General features: G+C 73.7%; 21 protein-coding genes. 10 read left to right on the top strand and 11 right to left on the bottom strand.

Features of this window, described 5'->3' with window-relative positions:
* Nucleotides 1-45 precede the first annotated feature (45 nt).
* The 4 genes from ACFYS8_RS33595 to ACFYS8_RS33580 all read left to right on the top strand — a co-directional run bounded on the left by ACFYS8_RS33595 (nt 46) and on the right by ACFYS8_RS33580 (nt 4,905).
* Nucleotides 46-321 carry an SHOCT domain-containing protein gene (locus ACFYS8_RS33595; protein ID WP_387648593.1) on the top strand — a complete coding sequence of 92 codons (276 nt, stop codon included), beginning with the start codon at nt 46-48 and terminating at the stop codon, nt 319-321.
* Entirely contained in the window at nt 318-1,085 is a 768-nt protein-coding gene (locus ACFYS8_RS33590; RefSeq protein ID WP_387648590.1) for an ABC transporter ATP-binding protein, read from the top strand. Before ACFYS8_RS33595 ends, ACFYS8_RS33590 begins: the two co-directional genes overlap by 4 nt.
* Complete coding sequence (locus tag ACFYS8_RS33585; protein ID WP_387648588.1) at nt 1,082-3,646, top strand: FtsX-like permease family protein; 2,565 nt, start codon at nt 1,082-1,084, stop codon at nt 3,644-3,646. Before ACFYS8_RS33590 ends, ACFYS8_RS33585 begins: the two co-directional genes overlap by 4 nt.
* A gap of 143 nt (nt 3,647-3,789) precedes the next feature.
* Entirely contained in the window at nt 3,790-4,905 is a 1,116-nt protein-coding gene (locus tag ACFYS8_RS33580) for a PLP-dependent cysteine synthase family protein (protein ID WP_387648585.1), read from the top strand.
* 7 nt (nt 4,906-4,912) lie between these two features.
* Here ACFYS8_RS33580 and ACFYS8_RS33575 read toward each other — a convergent pair whose 3' ends face one another.
* The gene (locus tag ACFYS8_RS33575; protein ID WP_387648583.1) at nt 4,913-5,320 is read right to left on the bottom strand and encodes a DUF4267 domain-containing protein; all 408 of its coding nucleotides are present in this window, start codon (nt 5,318-5,320) and stop codon (nt 4,913-4,915) included.
* Between the two features lie 123 nt (nt 5,321-5,443).
* Here ACFYS8_RS33575 and ACFYS8_RS33570 point away from each other — a divergent pair, with 123 nt between their 5' ends.
* The 5 genes from ACFYS8_RS33570 to ACFYS8_RS33550 all read left to right on the top strand — a co-directional run bounded on the left by ACFYS8_RS33570 (nt 5,444) and on the right by ACFYS8_RS33550 (nt 9,813).
* Nucleotides 5,444-6,016, top strand: coding sequence for a TetR/AcrR family transcriptional regulator (locus tag ACFYS8_RS33570; protein WP_387648581.1), 573 nt, complete (start codon nt 5,444-5,446; stop codon nt 6,014-6,016).
* An 89-nt stretch (nt 6,017-6,105) separates the two neighbouring features.
* A complete protein-coding gene (locus tag ACFYS8_RS33565; protein ID WP_387648578.1) occupies nt 6,106-6,450 on the top strand; it encodes a hypothetical protein in 345 nt (114 codons plus the stop codon).
* Between the two features lie 104 nt (nt 6,451-6,554).
* Nucleotides 6,555-6,824 carry a hypothetical protein gene (locus ACFYS8_RS33560; protein ID WP_387648575.1) on the top strand — a complete coding sequence of 90 codons (270 nt, stop codon included), beginning with the start codon at nt 6,555-6,557 and terminating at the stop codon, nt 6,822-6,824.
* Nucleotides 6,817-7,440, top strand: a complete 624-nt coding sequence (locus ACFYS8_RS33555) for a DUF6879 family protein (protein WP_387648573.1) — start codon at nt 6,817-6,819, stop codon at nt 7,438-7,440. The genes ACFYS8_RS33560 and ACFYS8_RS33555 overlap by 8 nt, the downstream gene beginning before the upstream one ends.
* A 78-nt stretch (nt 7,441-7,518) precedes the next feature.
* The gene (locus ACFYS8_RS33550) at nt 7,519-9,813 is read left to right on the top strand and encodes an ATP-binding protein (RefSeq protein ID WP_387648570.1); all 2,295 of its coding nucleotides are present in this window, start codon (nt 7,519-7,521) and stop codon (nt 9,811-9,813) included.
* A gap of 25 nt (nt 9,814-9,838) precedes the next feature.
* On the opposite strand, the gene ACFYS8_RS33545 is transcribed toward ACFYS8_RS33550, so the two are convergent.
* On the bottom strand, nt 9,839-10,120 hold the full coding sequence (locus tag ACFYS8_RS33545) for a hypothetical protein (protein WP_387648567.1): 282 nt from the start codon (nt 10,118-10,120) through the stop codon (nt 9,839-9,841).
* Between the two features lie 68 nt (nt 10,121-10,188).
* Nucleotides 10,189-11,085: a LysR substrate-binding domain-containing protein gene (locus ACFYS8_RS33540; RefSeq protein ID WP_387648565.1), complete on the bottom strand. Its 897-nt coding sequence runs from the start codon at nt 11,083-11,085 to the stop codon at nt 10,189-10,191.
* A 100-nt stretch (nt 11,086-11,185) separates the two neighbouring features.
* On the opposite strand from ACFYS8_RS33540, the gene ACFYS8_RS33535 reads away from it, so the two are divergent.
* Nucleotides 11,186-11,905, top strand: coding sequence for an SDR family oxidoreductase (locus ACFYS8_RS33535; protein ID WP_387648562.1), 720 nt, complete (start codon nt 11,186-11,188; stop codon nt 11,903-11,905).
* A 17-nt stretch (nt 11,906-11,922) separates the two neighbouring features.
* Here ACFYS8_RS33535 and ACFYS8_RS33530 read toward each other — a convergent pair whose 3' ends face one another.
* From ACFYS8_RS33530 to ACFYS8_RS33495, 8 genes are all read right to left on the bottom strand, one after another.
* Nucleotides 11,923-14,334 carry a right-handed parallel beta-helix repeat-containing protein gene (locus ACFYS8_RS33530; RefSeq protein ID WP_387648559.1) on the bottom strand — a complete coding sequence of 804 codons (2,412 nt, stop codon included), beginning with the start codon at nt 14,332-14,334 and terminating at the stop codon, nt 11,923-11,925.
* Nucleotides 14,335-14,465: 131 nt separating this feature from the next.
* A complete protein-coding gene (locus ACFYS8_RS33525) occupies nt 14,466-15,377 on the bottom strand; it encodes an MOSC domain-containing protein (RefSeq protein ID WP_387648556.1) in 912 nt (303 codons plus the stop codon).
* Nucleotides 15,378-15,585: 208 nt separating this feature from the next.
* A complete protein-coding gene (locus tag ACFYS8_RS33520) occupies nt 15,586-16,230 on the bottom strand; it encodes a DUF6643 family protein (RefSeq protein WP_387648553.1) in 645 nt (214 codons plus the stop codon).
* Between the two features lie 166 nt (nt 16,231-16,396).
* Nucleotides 16,397-16,831, bottom strand: a complete 435-nt coding sequence (locus ACFYS8_RS33515) for a hypothetical protein (RefSeq protein ID WP_387648551.1) — start codon at nt 16,829-16,831, stop codon at nt 16,397-16,399.
* A 525-nt stretch (nt 16,832-17,356) separates the two neighbouring features.
* Nucleotides 17,357-17,809, bottom strand: coding sequence for a large conductance mechanosensitive channel protein MscL (gene mscL / locus ACFYS8_RS33510; protein WP_387648548.1), 453 nt, complete (start codon nt 17,807-17,809; stop codon nt 17,357-17,359).
* Between the two features lie 151 nt (nt 17,810-17,960).
* Complete coding sequence (locus ACFYS8_RS33505) at nt 17,961-19,163, bottom strand: DegT/DnrJ/EryC1/StrS family aminotransferase (protein ID WP_387648545.1); 1,203 nt, start codon at nt 19,161-19,163, stop codon at nt 17,961-17,963.
* On the bottom strand, nt 19,160-20,677 hold the full coding sequence (locus ACFYS8_RS33500) for a hypothetical protein (RefSeq protein ID WP_387648543.1): 1,518 nt from the start codon (nt 20,675-20,677) through the stop codon (nt 19,160-19,162). Before ACFYS8_RS33500 ends, ACFYS8_RS33505 begins: the two co-directional genes overlap by 4 nt.
* A complete protein-coding gene (locus tag ACFYS8_RS33495; protein ID WP_387648541.1) occupies nt 20,677-21,711 on the bottom strand; it encodes a GNAT family N-acetyltransferase in 1,035 nt (344 codons plus the stop codon). Before ACFYS8_RS33495 ends, ACFYS8_RS33500 begins: the two co-directional genes overlap by 1 nt.
* Between the last annotated feature and the right edge of the window lies 1 nt (nt 21,712).

The following is a 21,712-nucleotide window of genomic DNA, read 5'->3' as shown; positions in this document are numbered from 1 at the left end:
GGGGTGGCCGGGGATCCCGGCCCGCTCTCCAGGAGGTGAGTTCCGATGGTCGGACTGCTGGCCGATGGATACGGGCACTGGCCCGGGCCGTGGGTGCTGGTGTTCCCGTTCTTCTGGCTGCTGGTCGTGGTGCTCGTGGTGCTGGCGCTGCGCCGGGTGGTGTGGCGGCGCCGCGGCTGGTGGGGCGGCGGCTCCTTCGAGCACGCCCCGCTCGCGGTGCTCGGACGGCGCTACGCGCAGGGCGAGATCGACGCCGAGGAGTACCGGGAGCGCCGCGCCGTCCTGACCGAGGGGCAGGACACGCCGGGGGTGAAGCGATGAGCGGGGGTGAAGCGACGGGCGCCGCCGCCCGGGTCGAGCAGGCCGTGAAGGAGTACGGCGCGGGGGAGACCCGGGTGCGGGCCCTGGACGGGGTGAGCGTCGAGTTTGCCGCCGCCCGGTTCACCGCCGTGATGGGCCCCTCCGGCTCCGGCAAATCGACACTCATGCACTGCGCGGCCGGGCTGGACACGCTCAGCGGCGGCCGCGCCTGGCTCGGCGACACCGAACTGTCCGCGCTCGGCGACCGGGAACTGACACTGCTGCGCCGGGAACGGATCGGCTTCGTCTTCCAGGCGTTCAATCTGGTGCCGACCCTGACCGTGCGGGAGAACATCACCCTGCCGCTCGACCTCGGCGCCACCGCGCCCGACCCCGACTGGCTGGACACCCTGATCGAGGTGGTCGGCCTCGGCGACCGCCTGCACCACCGCCCCAGCCAGCTCTCCGGCGGCCAGCAGCAGCGCGTCGCCGTCGCCCGGGCGCTCGCCGGACGCCCGCAGGTGGTGTTCGCCGACGAGCCCACCGGCAACCTGGACTCCCGCAGCGGCGGCGAAGTCCTCGGCCTGCTGCGCTCCGCCGTCGACACCATGCACCAGTCGGTGGTGATGGTCACCCACGACCCGGCCGCCGCCGCGTACGCCGACACCGTGCTGTTCCTCGCCGACGGCCGCCTCGTCGACACCATGCGACAGCCCAGCGCCGAACGGGTCCTGGACCGGATGAAGGCCTTCGACGGCCGCCGGGCCGAGGCGGGCGCCCGGTGAACGCGAGCGTCCGACTTGGCGCGCGCTCACTGCTCGCCCACCGCCGTCGCCTGGTCGGCACCGTGCTGTCGATCGTCCTCGGCGTCGCCTTCCTGACCGGCACGATGGTCCTCGGCGACACCCTGCGCGCCAACTTCGACACCCTGTTCGCCGACGCCAACGCCGGCACCGACGCCGTCGTCCGCAGCGCCGACTCGCTCGACGCCACCGGCGTCCCCGGCGGCGTCCGCGCCCCCCTCGACGACTCGCTGACGGCCAAGCTGCGCGCCATTCCGGGTGTGAGCGCCGCCGAAGGGTCCGTCCAGGGCGCCGGCCAGCTCATCGGCGCCGACGGCAAACCGATCGGCGGCCAGGGCCCGCCCACCTGGGCCGGCAACTGGATCGCCGACCCGAAACTCAACCCCTACCGGCTCGCCGAAGGCCGCGCCCCCGCAGCCCCCGGCGAAGCCGTGATCAACCGGGGCGCCGCCAAGGCCGGCCACCTGCACGTCGGCGACACCACCGTGCTGCGCACCCCCGACCCGGTGCGGATCACCGTGGTCGGCATCGCCACCTTCGGCGCCGACGCCGACGGCATGGGCCCCAGCACCTTCACCGCGCTCACCCTCGCCGACGCCCAGGCCCACCTGACACCCAAGGGCAGCGGCCAGGTCTCCAGCATCCGGCTCCGGTCCGACAGCCTGAGCCAGCGCCAACTGGTGGACCGGGTAAGGCCGTTGCTGCCCGGCGGCGTCGAGGCGCTGACCGGCGCGGACGCCACCGCGCAGTCAACGGCGGACGTCTCCGGACGCTTCCTCGGACTGTTCACCACCCTGCTACTGGTATTCGCCGGCATCGCCCTGCTGGTCGCCACCTTCACCATCCACAACACCTTCGCCATCGTCACCGCCCAGCGCACCCGCGAGAACGCCCTGCTGCGCGCCCTCGGCGCGAGCCGGCGACAGGTGCTCGGCACCACCCTCGGCGAAGCGCTCGCGATCGGACTGCTGGCCTCCGCACTCGGCCTGCTCGGCGGCTTCGGCGTCGCCGCCGGCCTCAAGGCGCTGTTCGCGGCGATCGGCTTCACCCTGCCCACCGGCGGCACCGTCATCAAGGCCGCCACCATCGTCCTGCCGCTGCTGGTCGGCACCCTGGTCGCGGCCGGCTCCGCACTCGCCCCCGCCCTGCGGGCCGCCCGCACCGCCCCGCTCGCCGCGCTGCGCGACACCGCCGTGGACGAGGCCGCCACCGGCCGAAGTGCCCTGGTGCGTGTGGTTGTCGGTGCGCTGCTGGTGGCCGGCGGACTGCCCGCGCTGATCCTCGGCGCGACCCGCGGACCGTCGCTGGCGCTGACCGTCGGCGGCGCGCTCGCCCTGCTGCTGGGCACCGTGGTGCTCGGCCCCGTTGCCGCCGCGTTCGCCGTCCGGGTGCTCGGCGCGCCGCTGGCCCGGCTGCGCGGCGTCACCGGCGCGCTGGCCCGCCGCAACGCCGCCCGCAACCCCAAGCGGACCGCCGCCACCGCCAGCGCGCTGATGGTCGGGGTCGCCGTGGTCACCCTGTTCACGGTGTTCGGCGCCTCCGTACAGGCCACCCTGGACGACACCGTCTCCCGGTCCTTCGCCGGCGACCTCGCCGTCACCGCCCCCGCCGCCGGGGCCGGCGGCAGCGGCGTCTCCCCGAAGCTGGCGCCGGCGCTGGCCGCCCTGCCGGAGGTCCGCGCGGCCGCCGGCCTCGGCCAGGGCGTGGCCCAAGTCGACGGCCACGGCAAGCAGTTGGACGTCGCCGACCCCGCCCAGCTGACGCAGGTCACCGACCTCGGACGGATCGACGGCTCGCTCGCCGACCTCGGCACCGACGGCCTCGCCGTCTCCCGCACCGAGGCCGCCGCCCGCGGCTGGCAGCTCGGCACCGTCGTCCCGATGCGGTTCGCCGACGGCCCCGCCACCTTCACCGTCCGCGCCCTGTACCGCGGCGGGGGCGTCACCGGCGACTACCTGATCAGCCGCGCGGCCTGGCAGCCGCACCGCGTCCAGGACTCCGACAGCCTGGTCGCCGTCGCGCTGAAGCCCGGCGTGAGCCTGGACGCCGGAAAGGCCGCGATCGCCCGGGTGGCCGACTCCTACGGCAACCCGCAGGTGCAGACCCGCGCCGAGTACGCCGCGAGCTCCGCGTCCGGCGTCGACATGATGCTCTCCGTGGTCTACGCCCTGCTCGCGCTCGCCGTGCTGATCGCCCTGCTCGGCATCGCCAACACGCTCACCCTGGCCGTCCACGAACGCATCCGCGAACTCGGCCTGCTGAGGGCCGTCGGCCAGACCCGGGCGCAGCTGCGGGCCATGGTGCGCTGGGAGTCGGTGCTGGTCGCCGCGTTCGGCACGGCCGGCGGGCTGGGGCTGGGCGCGCTGCTCGGCTGGGCGCTCACCCGGGCCGCGGACAGCGCCGGCACCGGCTCGTTCGCGCTGCCCGCCGGGCGGCTCGCGATCGTCGCGCTGGTCGGCCTGGCGGCCGGGGCCCTGGCCGGACTGCGGCCCGCCGCCCGGGCCGCCCGGTTGGACATTCTGGGGGCGGTGGCCGCCTCATGACCCGTCGCCGGCTTCGGAGTTGATCGTTTCGTACGCGGCGGCCCCGGTTTCCCCATAAGTGGAAGCTGGGGCCGCCGTAATCGTCACTTATCGTAGTCGCCTGTTACAGTTAGTGGGTATCCGGCGGATGCGAGGAGAGTGCGATGACCGCGACGAGTGTTCCCACTCTGGATGTGGACCGGTCCGACCCCGAGTACCGGGCCTGGCTGAAGGAGGCGGTCCGCCGCGTCCAGGCCGACGCCAACCGCTCCGCCGACACCCACCTGCTGCGCTTCCCGCTGCCCGCCGAGTGGGGCATCGACCTGTACCTGAAGGACGAGTCCACCCACCCCACCGGCAGCCTCAAGCACCGCCTCGCCCGCTCGCTGTTCCTGTACGCCCTGTGCAACGGCTGGATCCGCCCCGGCAAGCCCGTCATCGAGGCGTCCAGCGGCTCCACCGCCGTCTCCGAGGCGTACTTCGCGCAGCTGATCGGCGTCCCGTTCATCGCCGTGATGGCCCGCTCCACCAGCCGCGCCAAGATCGAACTGATCGAGTTCCACGGCGGCCGCTGCCACCTGGTCGACAACGCCTGCGAGGTGTACGAGGCCGCCGCCGGCCTCGCCGCCGAGACCGGCGGCCACTACATCGACCAGTTCACCTACGCCGAGCGGGCCACCGACTGGCGCGGCAACAACAACATCGCCGAATCCGTCTTCGCCCAGCTCCGGATGGAACCGCACCCCGAACCCGCCTGGATCGTCGCCACCGCCGGCACCGGCGGCACCTCCGCCACCATCGCCCGGTACGTGCACTACATGCAGTACGACACCCGGATCTGCGTCGCCGACCCGGAGAACTCCTGCTTCTTCGACGGCTGGGTGCACCGCGACCCCGACGCCACCGTCTCCACCTCCTCCCGGATCGAGGGCATCGGCCGCCCCCGGATGGAACCGTCCTTCGTGCCCGGCGCGATCGACCGGATGATGCGCGTCCCCGACGCCGCGTCCGTCGCCGCCATCCACCTGCTGGAGGCCGTCCTCGGCAAGAAGGCCGGCGCCTCCACCGGCACCGGCCTGTACAGCGCGCTCAAAATCGTCGCCGAGATGCGCGCCGACGGCCGCACCGGCAGCGTCGTCACCCTGATCTGCGACCCCGGCGACCGCTACCTCGACAAGTACTACTCCGCCCAGTGGCTCGCCGCCGAACGCATCGACCCCGGGCCGCACCGCGCCGCCCTGGAGGCGTTCCTCGCGGGCGGCGACTGGGCGGACGGCTGAGGGTTCGTCACTTGGTTTTGCGCTCGGTCAGGACCAGGGCGGCGACGGCGATCATGACCGCGGCCGTCGCGAAGTGGATCGTGAACGCGGTCAGGGCGCTGCCGTGGTGGGTCAGGATGGTGGTCGCGTCGCCGATCGGGACGAGCGCCGTGACCAGCATCGCCCAGCCCGAGGCCCGGCGCTGCCCGAGCAGCAGCAGCGCCAGCGGGACGAGGCCGGAGACCACGTCGCGGATGCCCTTGGTGATCAGGAACATCGCCGCGTCGCCGTGCGGCCACGCCGGGAGGCCGAAGCTCGGGGCGGTGGACTCCGGGGCGAGGATGTAGCTGAGGCCGAACCAGAGCGGGAACAGGCCGAGCAGCACCGTGCCGACGGTGGCGACGTGGACCCTCGTGCTGATGGTGGTTGCGGACATGGCGGTTCCCCCTGGCTTTGCTCGTGAAGTGGGCTGCGCTGCCTGCCTGTTAGCGGCGCTAGCGATGTGAACAACGCTAGACCGGCGGTCCGTCAGTTGTCTAGCGCTGCTAGGATTTCGGGCATGGCTATCAAGGAACGCAGGGCGCGCGAACGCGCCGAACGCGAACAGCTGATCGTCCGGGCCGCCCGCGAACTCGCCGAAACCGAAGGCTGGGACGCCGTCACCACCCGCCGCCTCGCCGAACGCATCGAATACAGCCAGCCCGTCCTGTACAGCCACTTCGCCGGCAAGGACGCGATCGTCGCCGCCGTCGCCGTCGAAGGCTGCGCCGAACTCGCCGTCCAACTCCGCGCCGCAGCAGCCGACTTGGACGACCCCCGGGCCGCGTTCGCCGCCGTCGCCCGCGCGTACCTGGCGTTCGCCGCCGCCAACCCCGCGCTCTACGACGCCATCTTCACCATGGCCAACCCCCTGCCCTTCGGCACCCCCGACGCACCCGCCGCCCTGCACGAAGCCTTCGCCGCCATCGCCGACCCCGCCACCGCGAGCGCCACCGCCGCCGGCCTCGACCCCGCCGGCTACACCGAACTCGCCTGGTCCACCCTCCACGGCATGGCCACCCTCGCCCGCGGCGGCCGACTCCGCCCCGAACTCGACGACAGCCGGATGGCCGCCTTCACCGCCGTCTTCTGACCTTCCGCCGGGTGCAACCGCCCCGCCGCGCAGCCCGTCCGTCCTGGCGGGCGGGCGCGACGGGCGCGGCCCCGAGAGGGAGACACGCCGTGAACCTGCTGGGACGCCCCGCCACCGCCACCCTGGGCACGGCCCTCGCCGCCGCCACCACGGTGGTCACCGTCCGCACCATCGCCCACAACTGGATGGGCTGCACCACCCACCTCGACCCCGGCAGCCGCACCACCCTCCTGCTCTTCACCCCCCTCTGCTTCGCCCTCCTGACCGCCGCCGGCGCCGTCACCGGCCTCCTCTCCCGCGGCATCCGCCGCCACCTCGAAGACCCCGAACTCCTCCGCCTCGCCGCCGTCACCCTCGGCATCGCCGCCACCGCCCTCGCCATCGCCACCCTGCTGACGGGCGCGGGCACGAACGGCTGCTTCCCGGCGCCGTAGGCATGACGGACCGACCAAGCGAATGGCACGCGCAGGCATCGTGTGCTGACGGACAGTCAGCGATAGGGTGATGGGTCGGTGTTGTGTCAGCGGAGGAGACAAGCATGAGCAACGCATGGCACGTTGACCTGTCCGCACCGTTCGCCAGGCGGCTGGGGAAGTCGGCCGCAGAGCTGGGCTCCTCCGACGGCCGCGACGAATGCCCGGACATCTGGCAACTCGCCAACGGCGACATCGCCGTCATCGGGGCGGACGTGACCGAGGCCTACCGCGCCAGGCTGCCCGAAGGCGTCCTGGTCGGCGAGGGCGAACGCCTGGTCGTCATCCCCGGTGCGATGCTCGCTGCCGCGAAGCCGGACATCCCGGATGCCTGAGCTTCGCGCCCCGGCGCTGAACCCCGAGAACGGGTGCCGGCTCACCAGGGAGGAGTATCGGCGAGACTTCCGGGAGCGGGATGCGGAGATCCGGGGGCGGGACTCCTGGAAGCTCGAACGGCGCCAGTACTTCGAGGAGCAGAACAGCCCGAGCCGGGACGCGCTGCGGCGTGGCGACTGGGCGGGCGCGCTGCGGCTGTTGGAGGAGCGGCGCGGCGCGCTGGAGGCGATCGGGCGGGAGGACGAGGAGCGCGGATCGTTCTTCCACCGGGTCCGAGTGGTCGAGCGGCCGCTGACCGGCTACCTGCAATGGGAGCTGCACTCGCTGCGGATGCGCGCCGAGTGCGGGGAGCGCGTGCGTATCGTGCCGGCCGAGGAGTTGGCGGAGGACTCCGGCCCGCTGCCCGAGATCGTCGTGCTCGGCGGCCGCACCCTGTACCAGGTGCTGTACACGGCAATGGGCGGGCCGGACGGCGCGATCCGCTGGGTCGCGCCCGAACTCGTCGGCGAATGGCAGGAGTTCATCCGGACGCTGTACCGCCAGGGGGAAGATGTTGCGTCCTGGTTCGCCCGCGAAGTGGCACCCCTGGCGCCGCCTCGCGCGGAGGAGGTGTAGACGATCGACGGGCACAGCGGCGGCGGGCCGCGCAACGAGCTGTCGGGGAACGCGCACCAGGCCGTCCAGGTGGGGACGGTGAGCGGTGGCATTCACCTGCACGGCGGTCCGGAGCCCGAGCATGCTGCCCCCACGCCACGCCAACTCCCGGCGGACGTCCGGGGATTCGTCAACCGGACCGCGGAACTGCGCGAGCTGGACGCGGTATTGGCCGGCCACGACGCACCGGTGTGTGTCATCGCGGGTACCGCCGGGGCCGGGAAGACCTCGCTCGCGCTGCGCTGGGCGCACCGGGCGCGGGACCGGTTCCCGGACGGGCAGCTGTACGTCAATCTGCGCGGCTACGACCCCGGACGGCCCCTCACCGCCCGGGAGGCGCTGGACCGGTTCCTGGTCTCGCTCGGCGTCCCTGGCGCGTCCGTCCCGCCGGACCAGGACGCGGCTGCCGCGCTCTACCGGTCCCTGCTGGCCGAACGCCGGGTGCTGGTGGTGCTGGACAATGCCGCCACCGTCGCCCAGGTCCGGCCGTTGCTGCCCGGCAGTGCGGGCTGCCTGGTGATCGTCACCAGCCGCAGCCGACTGTCCGGGCTCGCCGTGCGCGACGGCGCGTGCCGCCTCACCCTGGGCACCTTTCCCGAGCCGGAGGCGGTCGCGCTGCTGCGTGCCGTCACCGCCGACCACCGGCCGGCGGACGACCCCGCCGAACTCGCCGAGCTCGCCCGGCTGTGCGCCCAACTCCCGCTCGCCCTGCGGATCGCGGCCGAGCGCGCCGCCAGCCTGCCGCATCTGGGGCTGGACGACCTGATCGCCGACCTGCGGGACGAATCCGCGCTGTGGGACGTCCTGAGCGTCGGCGACGAGGAGGACAGCGACGCCGTCCGCACCGTCTTCGCCTGGTCCTACCGCGCCCTGCCCGAGCCGACTGCCCGGCTGTTTCGGCGGCTGGGCCTGCACCCGGGGCCGGAGTTCGGGCTGCACGCCGCCGCCGCGCTGGCTGAACTGACCACCGCTCGGGCCCGGCAGCTCCTGGACACCCTGGTCGGCGCGCACCTCGTCGAACAGACCGCCCCTGACCGGTACCAGTTCCACGACCTGCTGCGCGCCTACGCCACCGACCAGGCCCAGCAGGAGGAGTCGCCCGCGCAGCGACAGGACGCGCTCCGGCGGGTGCTCGACTGGTACCTGCACACCGCCGACGCGGCCCAGCAGTGGCTGAGCCCGGCCGAGGCCCGGCTCCCGCTCGATCCGCCGGCGGACGGTGTGCAGCCGCTGACCTTCGCCGACCACAACGCCGCCGCGGACTGGGCCGAGCGGGACCGGACCAACCTCCTGCACGCCGTCCGCACTGCCGCCGCGGCCGGATTCGACCGCCGCACCTGGCAGTTGGCCGCCGCACTCTTCAACGCGCCCGCCCCCTCCGCGCCGGGCGCCGACTGGATTCCGGCCGGCCGCCTCGGCCTGGCAGCGGCCGACCGATTGCAGGACCGGTCCGCGAAGGCCCTGCTGCTCATCGACCTCGGGATAGCCCACACCCGGGTCAACCGCCTCGACGCCGCCGAGGCGCACCACCGTGACGCCCTCGCGCTCTTCCGCGAGCTGGGCGACCGCGGCAACGAGGCCCACGCCCTCAACCTGCTCGGCCTGGGCCACCTGCGGCGGCGTCAACTCGACGAAGCGGCCGCCCACTTCGACCAGGCCATCGCCGCGTTCCGGCAGCTCGGCGAGACCCACTGGGAGACCACCGCCCTCGCCAACCTGGCCGGCACCCACCACCACGCCGGGCGGCCCGAACTGGCCCGGGCCGCCGCCGAACAAGCCCTCGCCGCACACCGCGCCTCGGGCGACCGACGCGCGGAGGGAAACGCCCTGCGCCTGCTCGGCGAGATCCTGCGCGAACAGGGCGCCCTGGCCGCCTCGTTGACGGCGGCCCAGGGCGCGGTCGAGATCGCACTTGTCCTGCGCAACCACCGGCTGGAGGCGTTCTGGCTGATCACCCTCGGAGACAGCCAACAGGCCGTCGGCCAGTACGCCGAAGCGCTCGACTCCTACCACCGCTCCGCCGTCCTGTACCGCCGTCTCGGCGACCGCAGCCGTGAGGCCCTCGCCTGGCATGGCGCCGGACAGACCAAACTCCACCTCGACCGCCCCGACGAGGCCGCCGCCTTCTTCCGCCGCGCCGCCACCACCCACCACGAACTCGGCGACCCCTGGCACGAATCCCGCAGCCTCGACGGACTGGCCCACGCCCTGCACGGCCTCGACGCGGAAGCCGCTCGCCGCCACTGGACCGCCGCGCTCGCTCTGCTGGCCGGCTACCGCGACCCGCGAGCGGTACGGCAGCGGGAGCGGATCGAACGCGCCCTCGCGAGCTGAGGGCCGGTCCGGTGGGTCAGTGGTTCTACTGACCGGAGCCGTCAGGTGAGCCGGACTCGGCGATGGTCCGCAGTTGTGCCTTGGCCTCTTCGGCCTGGCGGGTCTTTCGGCGGTTCCAGGCGCGCTTGGCGACGGCTCCGCCGGCTATCAGGACGGCCACTGCCACGGTGCCGACGGCGCCATCTTTGACGCCCTTCGCGTGGCTCTTGCCGGCAGCGTTCTTCTCGATGATCTCGATCAACTTGTCGACGCCGCCCGCGCGCTTCGCCTCCATCACGATGTCCTGATATTTGCCCAGGTTGCTCATTGCGCATCCTTCCGAAGCCGCTTTCGTCGCCTGCCCGTTGCGTCGGTGCGTCCGGGAGGTGACAGCAATCATGCCGGGCGCGGTGCCAGGCCGACGTGGGTGGCCAGGGTTTCGGTGAAGGTGGTGGTGAGGCGGTCGGGGCGGGTGCGGGTGTAGGCGGCGAGGGGGCGGTGGATCGGGGGGTGGGGGCGGAGGACGGCGGCGTCGAGGGTGGGGGGGAGGATGGTGGCGGGGACGAGGGCGGGGCCTAGGCCGGCGGCGGCGAGCATGGGGGCGGCGGCGGTCTGTTCGGTGCGGACGGCGGGGTGGGGGAGGAAGCCGGCGCGGGCGCAGGACTGGTCGAGGAGTTCGGCGAGGCCGTGGCCGGGGGCGTAGTGGACCCAGGCGCGGTCGGCGAGGGCGGCGAGGGGGAGGGTGCCGTCCGGGGGGTTGGCGAGCGGGTCGTCGGTGGGGAGGACGAGGGCGAACTCCTCGATGCCCAACTCCCGTACGGGGCCGTCCCAGTCGGTGGGTACCGGGCCGATGGCGAGGTCCGCGCCGCCGGCGGCCATCGCGGCGCGCAGCAGGTCGGCGTGCGGGTATTCGCGCAGGCGGATGCGGACGGTGGGGTGCTGGCGGCGCCAGGCGCGCAGGACCGGCGGGAGGATGCCGAGGGCGATCGAGTGGACGGTGGCGACCTCGAGTTCGCCGTCCTCCAGGCCGGCGGTGCGGCGGGCCGCGGCGTGCAGGCGCTGGGCGTCGGCGAGGACGGCGCGGGCGTGCGGCAGGACGGACCGGCCGAGTGGGGTGGGGCGGACGGCGCGCGGGAGTCGTTCGAGGAGGGGGCCGCCGAGGGCGGATTCCAGGGCCCGGACCTGATGGGAGAGGGCGGGCTGGGTGACGTGGAGGTGTTCGGCGGCTCGGGTGAAGGAGCCGGTGTCGACCACGGTGACCAGGTATTCGAGCTGCCGGAGCGTTGCTGCCATGCACGCAGTTTATGGGTGGGGTGAAGAACAAGCCTTGGACCTATCGGCGCAGGTCCGGGAGGGTGAAGGAGTCCCAACCGAGCTGATAGGAGCTCCGCACATGTCTGAAGGTCTTACTGGTCGTCGCGTCGTCGTGGTCGGTGCCGGTTCGCGCACCGGCCGGCTGCTCGCGCACGCCGCCTCCGCCGCCGGGGCGGAACTCGTGCTCGCCGGGCCCGATCCGCGGAAGCTGGAGTGGACGGCGGGTGAGCTGGCCGGCCCGTCCACCGTGGTGCCCGTCGATCTGGCGGACGAGGCGTCGATCGAGGCGCTGGCGGCCCGGGCCGGGCGGGTCGACCACCTGGTGTCCACGGCCGCGATGCCCGCCAACGGGCCCCTCGAAGAGCTCGAACTCGCGGACATCCGGCGGGCGTTCGACGCGAAGGTGATCGGTCCGATGCTGCTGGCCAAGCACCTGGCGGGGCAGTTCGCCGAGGACGGGTCGCTGACGTTCTTCTCCGGTGTCGCCGCCTGGCGTCCCGCGCCCGCCCGGACGGTGATGGCCACCACCAACGGGGCGCTGGCGTTCCTGGTGCAGGCCCTCGCGGTGGAGCTCGCCCCGGTGCGGGTGAACGCCGTCTCGCCGGGCATCGTCGACAGCGGCTCCTGGGACGGTCTCGGGGCGGGGAAGGAGGACTTCCTGAAGGGAGTTGCCACCCGTAACCCGGCCCGCCGGGTCGGCACCCCGGAGGACCTGGTCAAGGCCGTGCTGTACGCCATCGACAGCCCGTACGTCACCGGCACCGTCCTGCACGTGGACGGCGGCGGCCGGCTGGTCTGAACGCCTGGGCGGAGAACTCAGGACGGGAGGTCGGCGGGGACCAGGAGTTGCAGGTCCTCGGTGGTGGGGTCGGTGAGGTGGGCGACCCGGGAGGCGTGGCGTTCGATCATGCTCTCGAAGACCTGGCGGGCGGTGCGGCCGTTGCCGAAACCGACGCCGCGGTCGAGGGTGGTGAAGTGGGCGTGCAGGGCGGCCTCGGTGGCCGCGTCGAGGTGGTACTCGTGCTCGGTGGCCTGGGCGCGGGCGATGTCGAGGAGCTCGTCGGCGGTGTAGTCGGGGAAGGTGACGGTGCGGGAGAAACGGGACGACAGGCCGGGGTTGGCGGCGAGGAAGCGCTCCATCTCGGCGGTGTAGCCCGCCACGATGATCACCACCTCGTCGCGGTGGTCCTCCATCAGCTTCACCAGGGTGTCGATCGCCTCCCGGCCGAAGTCCCGCCCGCCGTCCTCGGGGGCCAGCGCGTACGCCTCGTCGATGAACAGCACCCCGCCGCGCGCCTTGTCGAACGCGGCGGCGGTGCGGATCGCGGTGGAGCCGATGTGCTCGCCGACCAGGTCGAGGCGGGCCACCTCCACCAGGTGGCCGCGCTGGAGGACGCCGAGTGATGCCAGGATCTCGCCGTACAGGCGGGCGACGGTGGTCTTGCCGGTGCCGGGGGAGCCCGTGAAGACCAGGTGCCGGCGCGGCGACGGGGCCTTCAGGCCCGCGCGCTGCCGGGCCCGGCCGACCGAGATCATGTCGATCAGGGTCCGCACCTCCTGCTTGACCGTCGCCAGGCCGACCAGGGAGTCCAGTTCGGCCAGCGCCTCCTCGGCCGGACGGCAGTCCGGGATGGGGGCGATCACGGCGAGGGCGGGGCCAACGGACGAGGACGAGGTCAGGACGGCGGGCGCCAGCGTCGCCAGCGGGGGAGCGGCCGGTTCGGCGGGGCGCGGGGCGGGCAGTGGCGCGGCGTCGTCCGAGGTGCAGCCCTCGGCGACCGGGCCGGGCTCGGAGAACTCGAAGCCGGCCCGGGCGTTGCGCTCCGCCCGGCAGCGCACCAGCTTCGTCCGGCAGCCGTCGATCACGTGGAAGCCGAACCCGCCGCCCTGCGACACCCGCACGGTGTCGAACTCGCCGCGCCCCTGCGCCGACACGTACACCCCGGCCTCGCTCGCGCCGCGCACGGTGCACTCGCGCAGCACCGGGTCCGCGCCCTTGGTGACGATCACACCGGTGGCGACGTCCGCGATCTCGCAGTCCGTCAGCAGGCCGCCCGAGCCGTGGTCGCGGAACCACAGGCCGGTGCCCGCGCCCTGGATCCGGCAGCCCGACAGGTCCGCGCTCGCCCCGCCCGAGACCGAGACCGCCGAGGAGCGGATCGCCGTGAACGAGCAGTCGCGGGCCGAGGCGGACGAACCCTGGTCGAGGACGAACAGCGCGTCCGGCAGATCGTCGAGGGAGCAGTCGGCGAGCTCCAGGGCCGCGCCGTCGCTCACCCACAGCGCCGGGTAGTCGCCCTGCGCGGAGTGGAAGCGGCTGCTCTCCGCGAGCACCTTCGTCCCGCCGTCCCACACCGACAGCGCGCCCCGCCCGAACGCGTGCACCGTCACCTGCCGCAACGTCAGCTTGGCGCCGCCGCGCAGGTCCGCCGCGTTCTCCGGCACCTCGTGCACCCGGCAGGACGTCAGCTCCAGCTCCGCACCGGTGTCCAGGCTCAGCCCGTTGCCGGACACCCGCTGCACCGTGCAGTCCGTCAGCCGCCCCACCGCCTGCGCCTCGGCCTGCACGCCCGAACCGCGCACCTCGTACACCTGGCAGCCGATCAGCTCCGCCAGCGACCCCGGGTCGGCCAGCAGCACACCCGCGCCGCCCGTGTGGTGCACCCGCAGCCGCTCCGCGCGCAGCTTCGAACCCGACAGCACCGCCAGACCGCTCTGGCCCGCCGCCGAGATCTCGCAGTCCACCAAGTCCGCATCGGCCTGCGCACGCAGCCGGACACCCAGACCGGACGGGTTCTCCACCGTGCAGTTGACCAACTGCGCGCGGGCGCCGTCGGCGAGCTCCACGCCCACCGCGGAGGACGTCTCGATCCGGCAGTCCGCCAGCACCGCGCCGTCCGCGCGGGCCAGCAGCACCGCCGGGATCGAACGGTCGGAACCCTCGATGGTCAGGCCGCGGATCGTCGCGCCCGCCGTCACCGTCAACGCCGTGCCGCCGCGCACCGCGCTCTCCGGCGGCGAGATCCGCACACTGCCGGGACCATGCTCGGCGACCAGCGTCACCGGCTTGTCGACCAGCACCGCCTCGCGGAAGGTCCCCGCCCGCACCGTCAGGGTGTCACCCGGCTCGGCCACTTCCAGGGCCTCGCGGAGCGTCGCGTACTCCCCGCTGCGCCGCCGCCACCGGGAGGCGCTGTCCTGCGTGACCCGGACCCTGAGCTCACCCATGACGATCTGTCATCCCCGCCTTCGTCGAGTGCGTGCGAGACGCTGCGCGATCACCCCCACCGTAGCGCGAGAGGCCGACCGGGCCGTCGCCCGGTTCAACGAATGAGCCGGGGGGTGGTTCCGGGTGCCCGTCAGCGGCGGTCCGGCAGCGGGGCCTCCACCGCCTCCAGGACCTCCACCTCGTCGCCGACCGTCAGCGTTCCCAGCACCTCGGCGGTCTCTGCGGCGGGGGTGGGGCGGACCGGGATCAGGTTCTGGCCGAACACCAGCTTCTGGCCGAACCGGTGGTGCCGGCCCAGCGCGCGCAGCGGCTCCGGGCCGCGACGCTCACCCGACTCCTGGTCGGTGGTGGTCACCACGCAGCGGGCGCACGGCTTCGCCACCCGGAACTCCAGGCCGCCGACCCGGACCCGGCGCCAGCCGTCCTCCGCCCACGGCTCGGTGCCGGACACCACCAGGTTCGGCCGGAACCGTTCCATCGGCAGCGCCGCGCCCTTCCGTTCGTCGCCCGGGTGGTCCTCGGCGATCCGGGCGTTCAGCTCGGCCAGCGAGGCGCTGGTGGTCAGCAGCAGCGGGTAGCCGTCCGCCATCGACACCGTCTCGTCCGGCCCCGCGTACTTCGGGTTGATCGGACGGGACACCTCCGGGCGGTCCAGGTGCACCAGCCGCACCTCGCCGAGCTTCGCGGGCAGGTGCTCGGCCAGCCAGGCGGACGTCTCCTTCGCGGCGGTGGCGGCGGAGAAACGGGTGCCGAAGACCTCGACGGTCGCCTCGGGTGCACCAGTGCTGAGGGACGGCGCGAGGAGAGTGTGGGCGTCACCGTCCGGGGCGGTCAGGGTGAGTGACGTGCCATCAGCGGACGGGACGGGGCGGAACTGGCCGATCGACGGCTCGTCGCGCTGGGTGAGGGCGACGCCCTCCGCGTCCACGAGCATCCAGCGACGGTCACCGGCCAGACCCCAGGGCTGCACCTCGGCGGAGGACGGGCTGAGGCGGTACATGGACTTGACGGGGTACACGTGGAGGGACGCGAGGGTTGGCATGCGGCCCATCCTGCCAGAGGCCGTCCGGGGAGCGAGGGCCGGTCGGTGGACGGACCTGACCGGCGTTCCCGTCCCCCTTCGCGCAGTTCCCCGCGCCCTTGACGGGACGCGGGGAACGAGTGCGATTCGTCCGGCCCTCGAGGGCGCGGGGATTCAGTAAGAACTACTTGCTATGAGACCTTGCCCCTGTGGGGAGGGGTGTTGCCCGTCAGCCTGCCTGGGGGTACTGGCGGTACTGGGGGTACTGCTGCGGCGGGTTGGGCTGGGCCGGGCGCAGGGTGTTGCCGCCGAACGACTGGTCGCCGAAGCTCTGCTGCTGGGCGACCGGCTGGGCGCCGAACTGCTGCTGGCTGCCGAACTGCGAGGGGGCGAACTGCTGGCCGCCGCCGAACTGCTGGGCCTGGCCGCCGAACTGCTGCTGGGGGGCGAAGCTCTGCGGCGCGGTGGCGAAGGTGTTCGCCGGGGCCGGCTGCGGGTAGGCCGGGGCGGCCGGGCGCTGGCTGGGCATGAACGGCTGCGGCGGCACGGGCGCGGCCGCGTACCCGGGCTGCACCGGGATGTGCGGGGCGGGCACCGGGCTGCTGCTCGGGCCGGGGCCGAGGGCGAGGCGGGCCGGGGGCAGAGCGGGCAGGTTCGACGCGGGGGAGTCGAAGCCGCTGCCGAGCCCGCCGGTGAAGCCGGCGCCGTAGGCGGTGGACCAGGTGGGGGCCGCGTTGGCCGGGGGCACGTTGATGGGTGCGATCTGCGGGATGCCACGCTCTGCGACCAGGCTGTCGTAGATGGGCGTGCCGGAGGAGGAGGAGAAGGACGGAGAGGGGTAGCCGACTCCGTCGTAGGAGCGGGGCGAGGTCATGGGGCCTACCGTAAGCCCACAACATGCCTGCTGAGGAGAGCGGGAGGGCCCGGAGTTCACATGTTTACGGACTCTTCGCGAGCCGAAATCGGACAATCCCGGAGCTAGTCGGGCGAACGGGTTCGGCTCATTTCGGCCATCCCAGACGTATGGTCCGTGCGCGATCTCATCGGGCGGCGCGGGGGCGGAGGGGTCGGGTACCGGTGAGCTTCTGCCAGCGGCCGCAGGCTGCTTCGAATGCCTGTTCGGCTTCGGTGATGGCGGGGTCGGCGTCCTGCTCGGCGCGGATCTCGTCCAGCCGCTCGCGGGCCCGGTCCACCTCGGCGGTGTCGGCGCGGACCTCGGTCAGGGCGGCCTCGGCGGCGGGAAGTTGCGCCTCGCGTTCCAGCCGGGCGGTCTTCGCGCGGGCCACGCCGTCGCGTGCGGCGATGACGAAGGCGCGGATCTTCTCCTCGGCGAACTCGCTGTGTGCGAACGGCAGTTCGCGTTGGGCGCCGTCGGGGAGCACCAGGTGGAGGTGGCTGGCGCCGGCCGTGTGGTCGGCGTGCAGCAGGACGGCGTCGAGGGCGTGATCGGCGGTGCAGCCGTTGGTGGTCAGCACCAGCTTGTGCTCGAACAGGCGCAGCGAGCCGAGCGTTTTCGCCCTCGGTGCCGCGGCCGGGGTCGCGCAGCCGGTCGACCTCGGCCTGGGCCGCGACGACCCGGGAGCGGTGCGTGGCGGCGGCCCGGGCGGCGCCGTCGCGGGCGGTGGAGACGGTGCGGCGGGAGGCGCGCCGGACCGCGCAGAGATGGCTGCGGTGGGTGCCGAGATCGCGCCGGTGGTCGGCGTATCGCGCCTCGAACGCGTAGCGCCACGCGCCCGGGTACTGGAGCCAGCGCCACAGCACGGCCGCGGCCGCCACCGCCGCGATCACGAGCAGCCAGCCGAGTGTGCCCATCGAGCCCTCCCCGTACGGTGGTTGACGCCCCCGACTGCCACGGGGACGACGGGGATCACTATCGGCACCGGGCCGGGGCAGTCAAACGGCGAGGGGGCGGGGCGGCGGGTTCCGGACAGGCTTCGGCCCGGGCGGCGGGTGTGCCGCCCGGGCCGGGTGGTGCGGGGGTGTGCGGGGGCGTGCGTGGCTCAGCGGGCGACCTTCGCGGCGGTGGCCTGGACGGGGAAGCCCGGGCGGCCGGTCAGTTCGCTGGTGCAGTGCGCGCAGCGGGTGGCGGCGGCCGGGACGGTGCTGAGGCACTCGGGGCAGTCGGCCTTGGCCACCGGGGCGTCCTTGACCGGGTTGAACCGGTTCTGGAGCTTGGCGACGGGCAGCACGACGGCGAAGTAGATGACGGCGGCGACCAGCACGAAGCTGATCATCGCCTGGAGGAAGGCGCCGTACGGGAAGGTGACGTCGGCGACGGTGAACGCCTCCTTGCTGAAGTCGCCGACCGCGCCGGAGGCGACACCGACCAGCGGGGTCAGGAAGGCTGCGACGAAACCGGTGACGACGGCGGTGAACGCGGCGCCGATGACGATGCCGACCGCGAGGTCGACCACGTTGCCGCGCAGCAGGAAGCTGCGGAATCCCTTGAACATGCCTGCCATCCTGGCGGGCCAACCTCCGGGCGGTCCAACCGAGTTCACCTGATCCGACGAATCCGCCGAACCGGCTTGCGAGACCCGCTCAGGTGTTGCCCGGCGATGCGCGGACGCCGCACGGCGATGCGCCGACGCCGCACGGCGGAGCTCAGACGCCGCCCAGTGCCGCCCGGACCTCCGGTGCGAAGGACTGCACCCGCACCACCGCGTCGGCGACCCGGCGGACGGTGGCGGCGCTCATGTGCGACCACAGCGGGACGGTCAGCACCGAGTCGGCGAGCCGGTCGGTGCGCGGCAGTTCCTCCGCCTGGCCGAGGTGGGCGTAGGCGCGCTGCCGGTGGACGGGCGGGTGGAAGTAGCGGCGGGTGTCGATGCCCTCGGCCTTCAGCGCGGCGGCCAGCTCACGGCTGTTCAAACCGAACGCACCGGCGTCGAGGATCAGCGTGAGGTCCTTGAAGGTGGAGGTGTCGCCGTCCTCCGGCAGGGCGAGCCGCAGGCCGGGCAGGCCGGCGGTGGCGCGGGCGAACTCGGCGACCAGCGTGCCGCGGTGGGCGACCCGGGCGGGCAGGCCGGCCAGCCAGGTCAGGCCGACGGCGGCGTGCAGTTCGCTCATCCGGGCGTTCAGGCCGGGGAACAGGGTGTCGTAGTCGCCGGGGTTGCCGTAGTCGCGGGCGGTGCGCAGGGTGGCGGCGAGTGCCGCGTCGCGGGTGGCGACCAGGCCGCCCTCGCCGGCCACCGCGACCTTGGTCGGGCTCATCGAGAACACCTCGGCCAGGCCGAAGTTGCCGACCGGCACGCCGCGCCGGGCCGAGCCGAGGCCGTGCGCGGCGTCGTACACCAGCGGGACGCCGGCCGTGTCGGCGATCCGTTGCAGCTCCTCGGTCTGGCAGGGCGTCCCGTACACGTGGGTGGCCATCATCGCGGCGGGCGCGTCGGCGGCCTTCAGCCGGGCCTCGGCGTCCGCCGGGTCGAGGGTGATGTCCTGCTCGCGGGCCTCGGCGAACAGCGGGGTGCCGCCCGCCCAGTGCGCGGCGTGCGCGGTGGCGGAGAAGGTGAAGCCGGGCATCAGTACCGGGCGGTGGCCGCCGACCCCGGCGGCCTGCAGGACGAGCATCAGGCCGGCCGTGCAGTTCGACACCGCCACCACGTGCGGTACGCCCAGCAACTCGGCCACCTGCTCCTCCAGTTGGCGGACGGTGGGCCCGTTGGTGAGCATCCCCGAGTCGAGCACCTCGGCGAGCTTGCCGAGCAGCCGTTCACGGTCGGGCACCCGGACGCGGGTCAGCGGCAGGCCGTCGGGGAAGGCCGGGGCACCGTCGAGGACGGCGGGGCGCAGTTGGTCGGTGGTCATGTGGTCGATCCCCCCTGGGTTCGGTACGGGTCCGGTGCGCCGACGGCGACCGGAGGTTCGGGCCCCGGGCCGCAGCCCCACTGGCCTGGCTGCACCCGCCACACCGGCGGGCGCCGTCTGCGCGCCACCCGGCCGGAGCCGGCCGGCCGCGGGATCGCCAGCAGCACCAGGACCAGCGGCAGCACCTGCACCCGCTCGCGGGACAGGATGCCCATGTTGTTGATGGTGGAGAACGCCCAGCAGAACAGCAGGGTGTACACCACCGCGAAGGCGACGTACGAGCGCTGGACGAACAGCTTCGGGATCCGGGCGAGTTGCGGCCAGGCCCGGACGAACATCACCAGCAGCGCGAAGCACTCCACCGACTGGATCAGGTTCTGGATGTTCGACGCCTCGAACGGGAACGGCCGGAACAGCACGCTGATCACCGACATCGGCAGCCGCGCCGGGTTCAGGCTGAACGCGGGTGCCGGGTCCTCCGCCGTCGCGGCGTTGATCACCGAGGACCCCTGCGAGGTGCGCCGCGAGGTCTCCGACAGCACCTGGTTGACGGCGTCCCCGCCGGTGCCGCTGGTGCCGAAGAACGTCGACACCTGTTGCAGCATCAGCATCACGCCGACGCCCAGCACCGCCACCGTCAGCACCGTGCGCAGCGGCCCCAGCGCGGACACCTGCTGCGGCCGCTTGCGCAGCACGTACGCGACGGTGAGCCCGGCGCCCGCCAGCACCGTGACGTGCGGGCGGACCATCGCGGTGCCCAGCGAGCCCAGCGCGATGCACACGAACGCGCCGAAACGGCGGTCCAGCAGGCGGGCCACGCCGTACGTGGTCAGGCCCAGGCAGAACATCATCCAGGCGTCCTTGCCGATGCTGGACGGCCAGAACAGCAGCGAGGGCAGGAAGAACACCAGCTTCGCGTAGCGCCGCGAATCGGCCTCCGGGAAGGCGATCTGCAACGCCCGCCAGAAGAACAGCAGCCCCCAGAAGCCCAGCCAGGAGAACACCAGGAACCCGCCGACCAGGGTCGGGCCGGTGATCGCGTAGACCACCCCGGTGACGATGATGACGAAGCCGGTGCCCGCGACCTTCATGCCCAGGTCGTAGTGCAGCCCGCCGAGCAGGTCGGTGGTGGTCAGGTACTGGGCGAGGTCCGAGCCCTTCTGGTCGTACATCTTGGCGTCCGCCGCGCCGCCGTACAGCACGAACGCCATCAGGTAGCGCGGGAACGCGCAGGCCAGCTTGGCGCCCATCGCGATGATCAGCAGCTTGAAGACGCCGCGTTCGGGATTGTTCGCCGCGATCCGGGCCAGGATCGGGGTGCCGATCGCCATCAGCGCCGGCGCGACCAGCAGCGCCCCCCAGGTGTCGTACGTGGTGTGCACCATCGCCAGCACGAACACCGTCACGTAGCCCATCACCAGCGCCCAGGCGAGCGCCGTGAGCCGACCGCGCCGCACCGCGTCGCGCAGCCGGAGGAGCGGCCGGGGAGGGCCGACGGGGGGCGGCGCGGGCATCAGAAGACCTCCAGGTCGCCGAGGCTGAACCGCCAGTCGGCGAGGGTGCGTTCGGCGGGCAGCGGCCCGGTCGGGGTGCGGGCGGCCAGCACCATGCCGGTGCGCGGCGCCGTCAGGCAGCCCGCCCGCAGGCCCGCCTCCGCCGCCTCGGTGCCCGGCGCCAGGTGGGTCGCCGCGTGGTCGCAGCCGGACGCGGCGGCGGCGCGCAGCAGCCCGGCGGCCGCCGCCCGGTCGCCGGGGCGGACGATCAGCTCGGCGAGGGTGAACTCAGCCAGCGGGCCGCGCCGCCGGGGCCGGCCGAACGCCAGCCCGACCAGCTCGCCTCCGCGCTCCACCGTCACCACCCGGTAGTCCAGGCCCGGCGCGGCCCCGTACCGCCAGGCCAGGTACCGGGCGGTGCGCGCCGTGCGCAGCCGCGGCTCGGCGGCGTCCGCCAGCTCCCGTTCCGCCAGCAGCTCCGGCAGCCGCGGGTCCGGGAACGCGAACCAGTCGGCGGCGGTGGGCAGTTCGCAGCGCGGCGGCCCCGACGGGCCCGGGCGGCGGGCCAGTGCCGCCCGCGCGCCCCGGGCGAACGACAGCGGCCGGGCCACCCGCAGCGCCACCGGCACCCGGCCCAGCTCCCGCCAGCCCATCCGCAGGTAGCCCGGCAGGCTGTTGGCGTTCGGCGTGTTGAACACCAACTCGGCCTCACCGGCGACCTGTTCGAGCAGCTCCATGGTCAGCCGGCGGAAGATCCCGCGCTTCTGGAAGTCCGGATGCGTCGCGGTGTCCACCGGCCGTACCGCCGCCACCTCGCGGCCCCGCGCACCCCGCCACGACCAGCGCAGGAACAGCCGCACGCCCACGATCCGCCCGTCCGGTGCGACGGCCACCAGCCCCGGACTCGGCCCGAACGGGTTCGCCCGGTGCTTCCAGTCGAAGAACTCGGCGCTGCGCCGCCCCGTCGGGCCGCCCGCCAGCGAAGCCGTCAGCAGCTCCAGGACCATCGGCACATCCGCCGACTCCAGCCCGCGGTACGTCAGTTCACCGCTCACG

It is taken from the genome of Kitasatospora sp. NPDC004615, assembly GCF_042873545.1.
GTDB lineage: Bacteria > Actinomycetota > Actinomycetes > Streptomycetales > Streptomycetaceae > Kitasatospora.
Note: the sequence above shows the minus strand (reverse complement) of the source record. Positions and strands in the feature narration are given on the sequence as shown.

Coding starts and splice junctions, on each gene's coding strand:
- ACFYS8_RS33580 (WP_387648585.1), top strand. CDS start 3,790: ATGACCGCGACGAGTGTTCCCACTCTGGATGTGGACCGGTCCGACCCC.
- ACFYS8_RS33525 (WP_387648556.1), bottom strand. CDS start 15,377: ATGCCAACCCTCGCGTCCCTCCACGTGTACCCCGTCAAGTCCATGTAC.
- ACFYS8_RS33595 (WP_387648593.1), top strand. CDS start 46: ATGGTCGGACTGCTGGCCGATGGATACGGGCACTGGCCCGGGCCGTGG.
- ACFYS8_RS33590 (WP_387648590.1), top strand. CDS start 318: ATGAGCGGGGGTGAAGCGACGGGCGCCGCCGCCCGGGTCGAGCAGGCC.
- ACFYS8_RS33570 (WP_387648581.1), top strand. CDS start 5,444: ATGGCTATCAAGGAACGCAGGGCGCGCGAACGCGCCGAACGCGAACAG.
- ACFYS8_RS33555 (WP_387648573.1), top strand. CDS start 6,817: ATGCCTGAGCTTCGCGCCCCGGCGCTGAACCCCGAGAACGGGTGCCGG.
- mscL (WP_387648548.1), bottom strand. CDS start 17,809: ATGTTCAAGGGATTCCGCAGCTTCCTGCTGCGCGGCAACGTGGTCGAC.
- ACFYS8_RS33540 (WP_387648565.1), bottom strand. CDS start 11,085: ATGGCAGCAACGCTCCGGCAGCTCGAATACCTGGTCACCGTGGTCGAC.
- ACFYS8_RS33520 (WP_387648553.1), bottom strand. CDS start 16,230: ATGACCTCGCCCCGCTCCTACGACGGAGTCGGCTACCCCTCTCCGTCC.
- ACFYS8_RS33535 (WP_387648562.1), top strand. CDS start 11,186: ATGTCTGAAGGTCTTACTGGTCGTCGCGTCGTCGTGGTCGGTGCCGGT.
- ACFYS8_RS33560 (WP_387648575.1), top strand. CDS start 6,555: ATGAGCAACGCATGGCACGTTGACCTGTCCGCACCGTTCGCCAGGCGG.
- ACFYS8_RS33575 (WP_387648583.1), bottom strand. CDS start 5,320: ATGTCCGCAACCACCATCAGCACGAGGGTCCACGTCGCCACCGTCGGC.
- ACFYS8_RS33530 (WP_387648559.1), bottom strand. CDS start 14,334: ATGGGTGAGCTCAGGGTCCGGGTCACGCAGGACAGCGCCTCCCGGTGG.
- ACFYS8_RS33545 (WP_387648567.1), bottom strand. CDS start 10,120: ATGAGCAACCTGGGCAAATATCAGGACATCGTGATGGAGGCGAAGCGC.
- ACFYS8_RS33505 (WP_387648545.1), bottom strand. CDS start 19,163: ATGACCACCGACCAACTGCGCCCCGCCGTCCTCGACGGTGCCCCGGCC.
- ACFYS8_RS33500 (WP_387648543.1), bottom strand. CDS start 20,677: ATGCCCGCGCCGCCCCCCGTCGGCCCTCCCCGGCCGCTCCTCCGGCTG.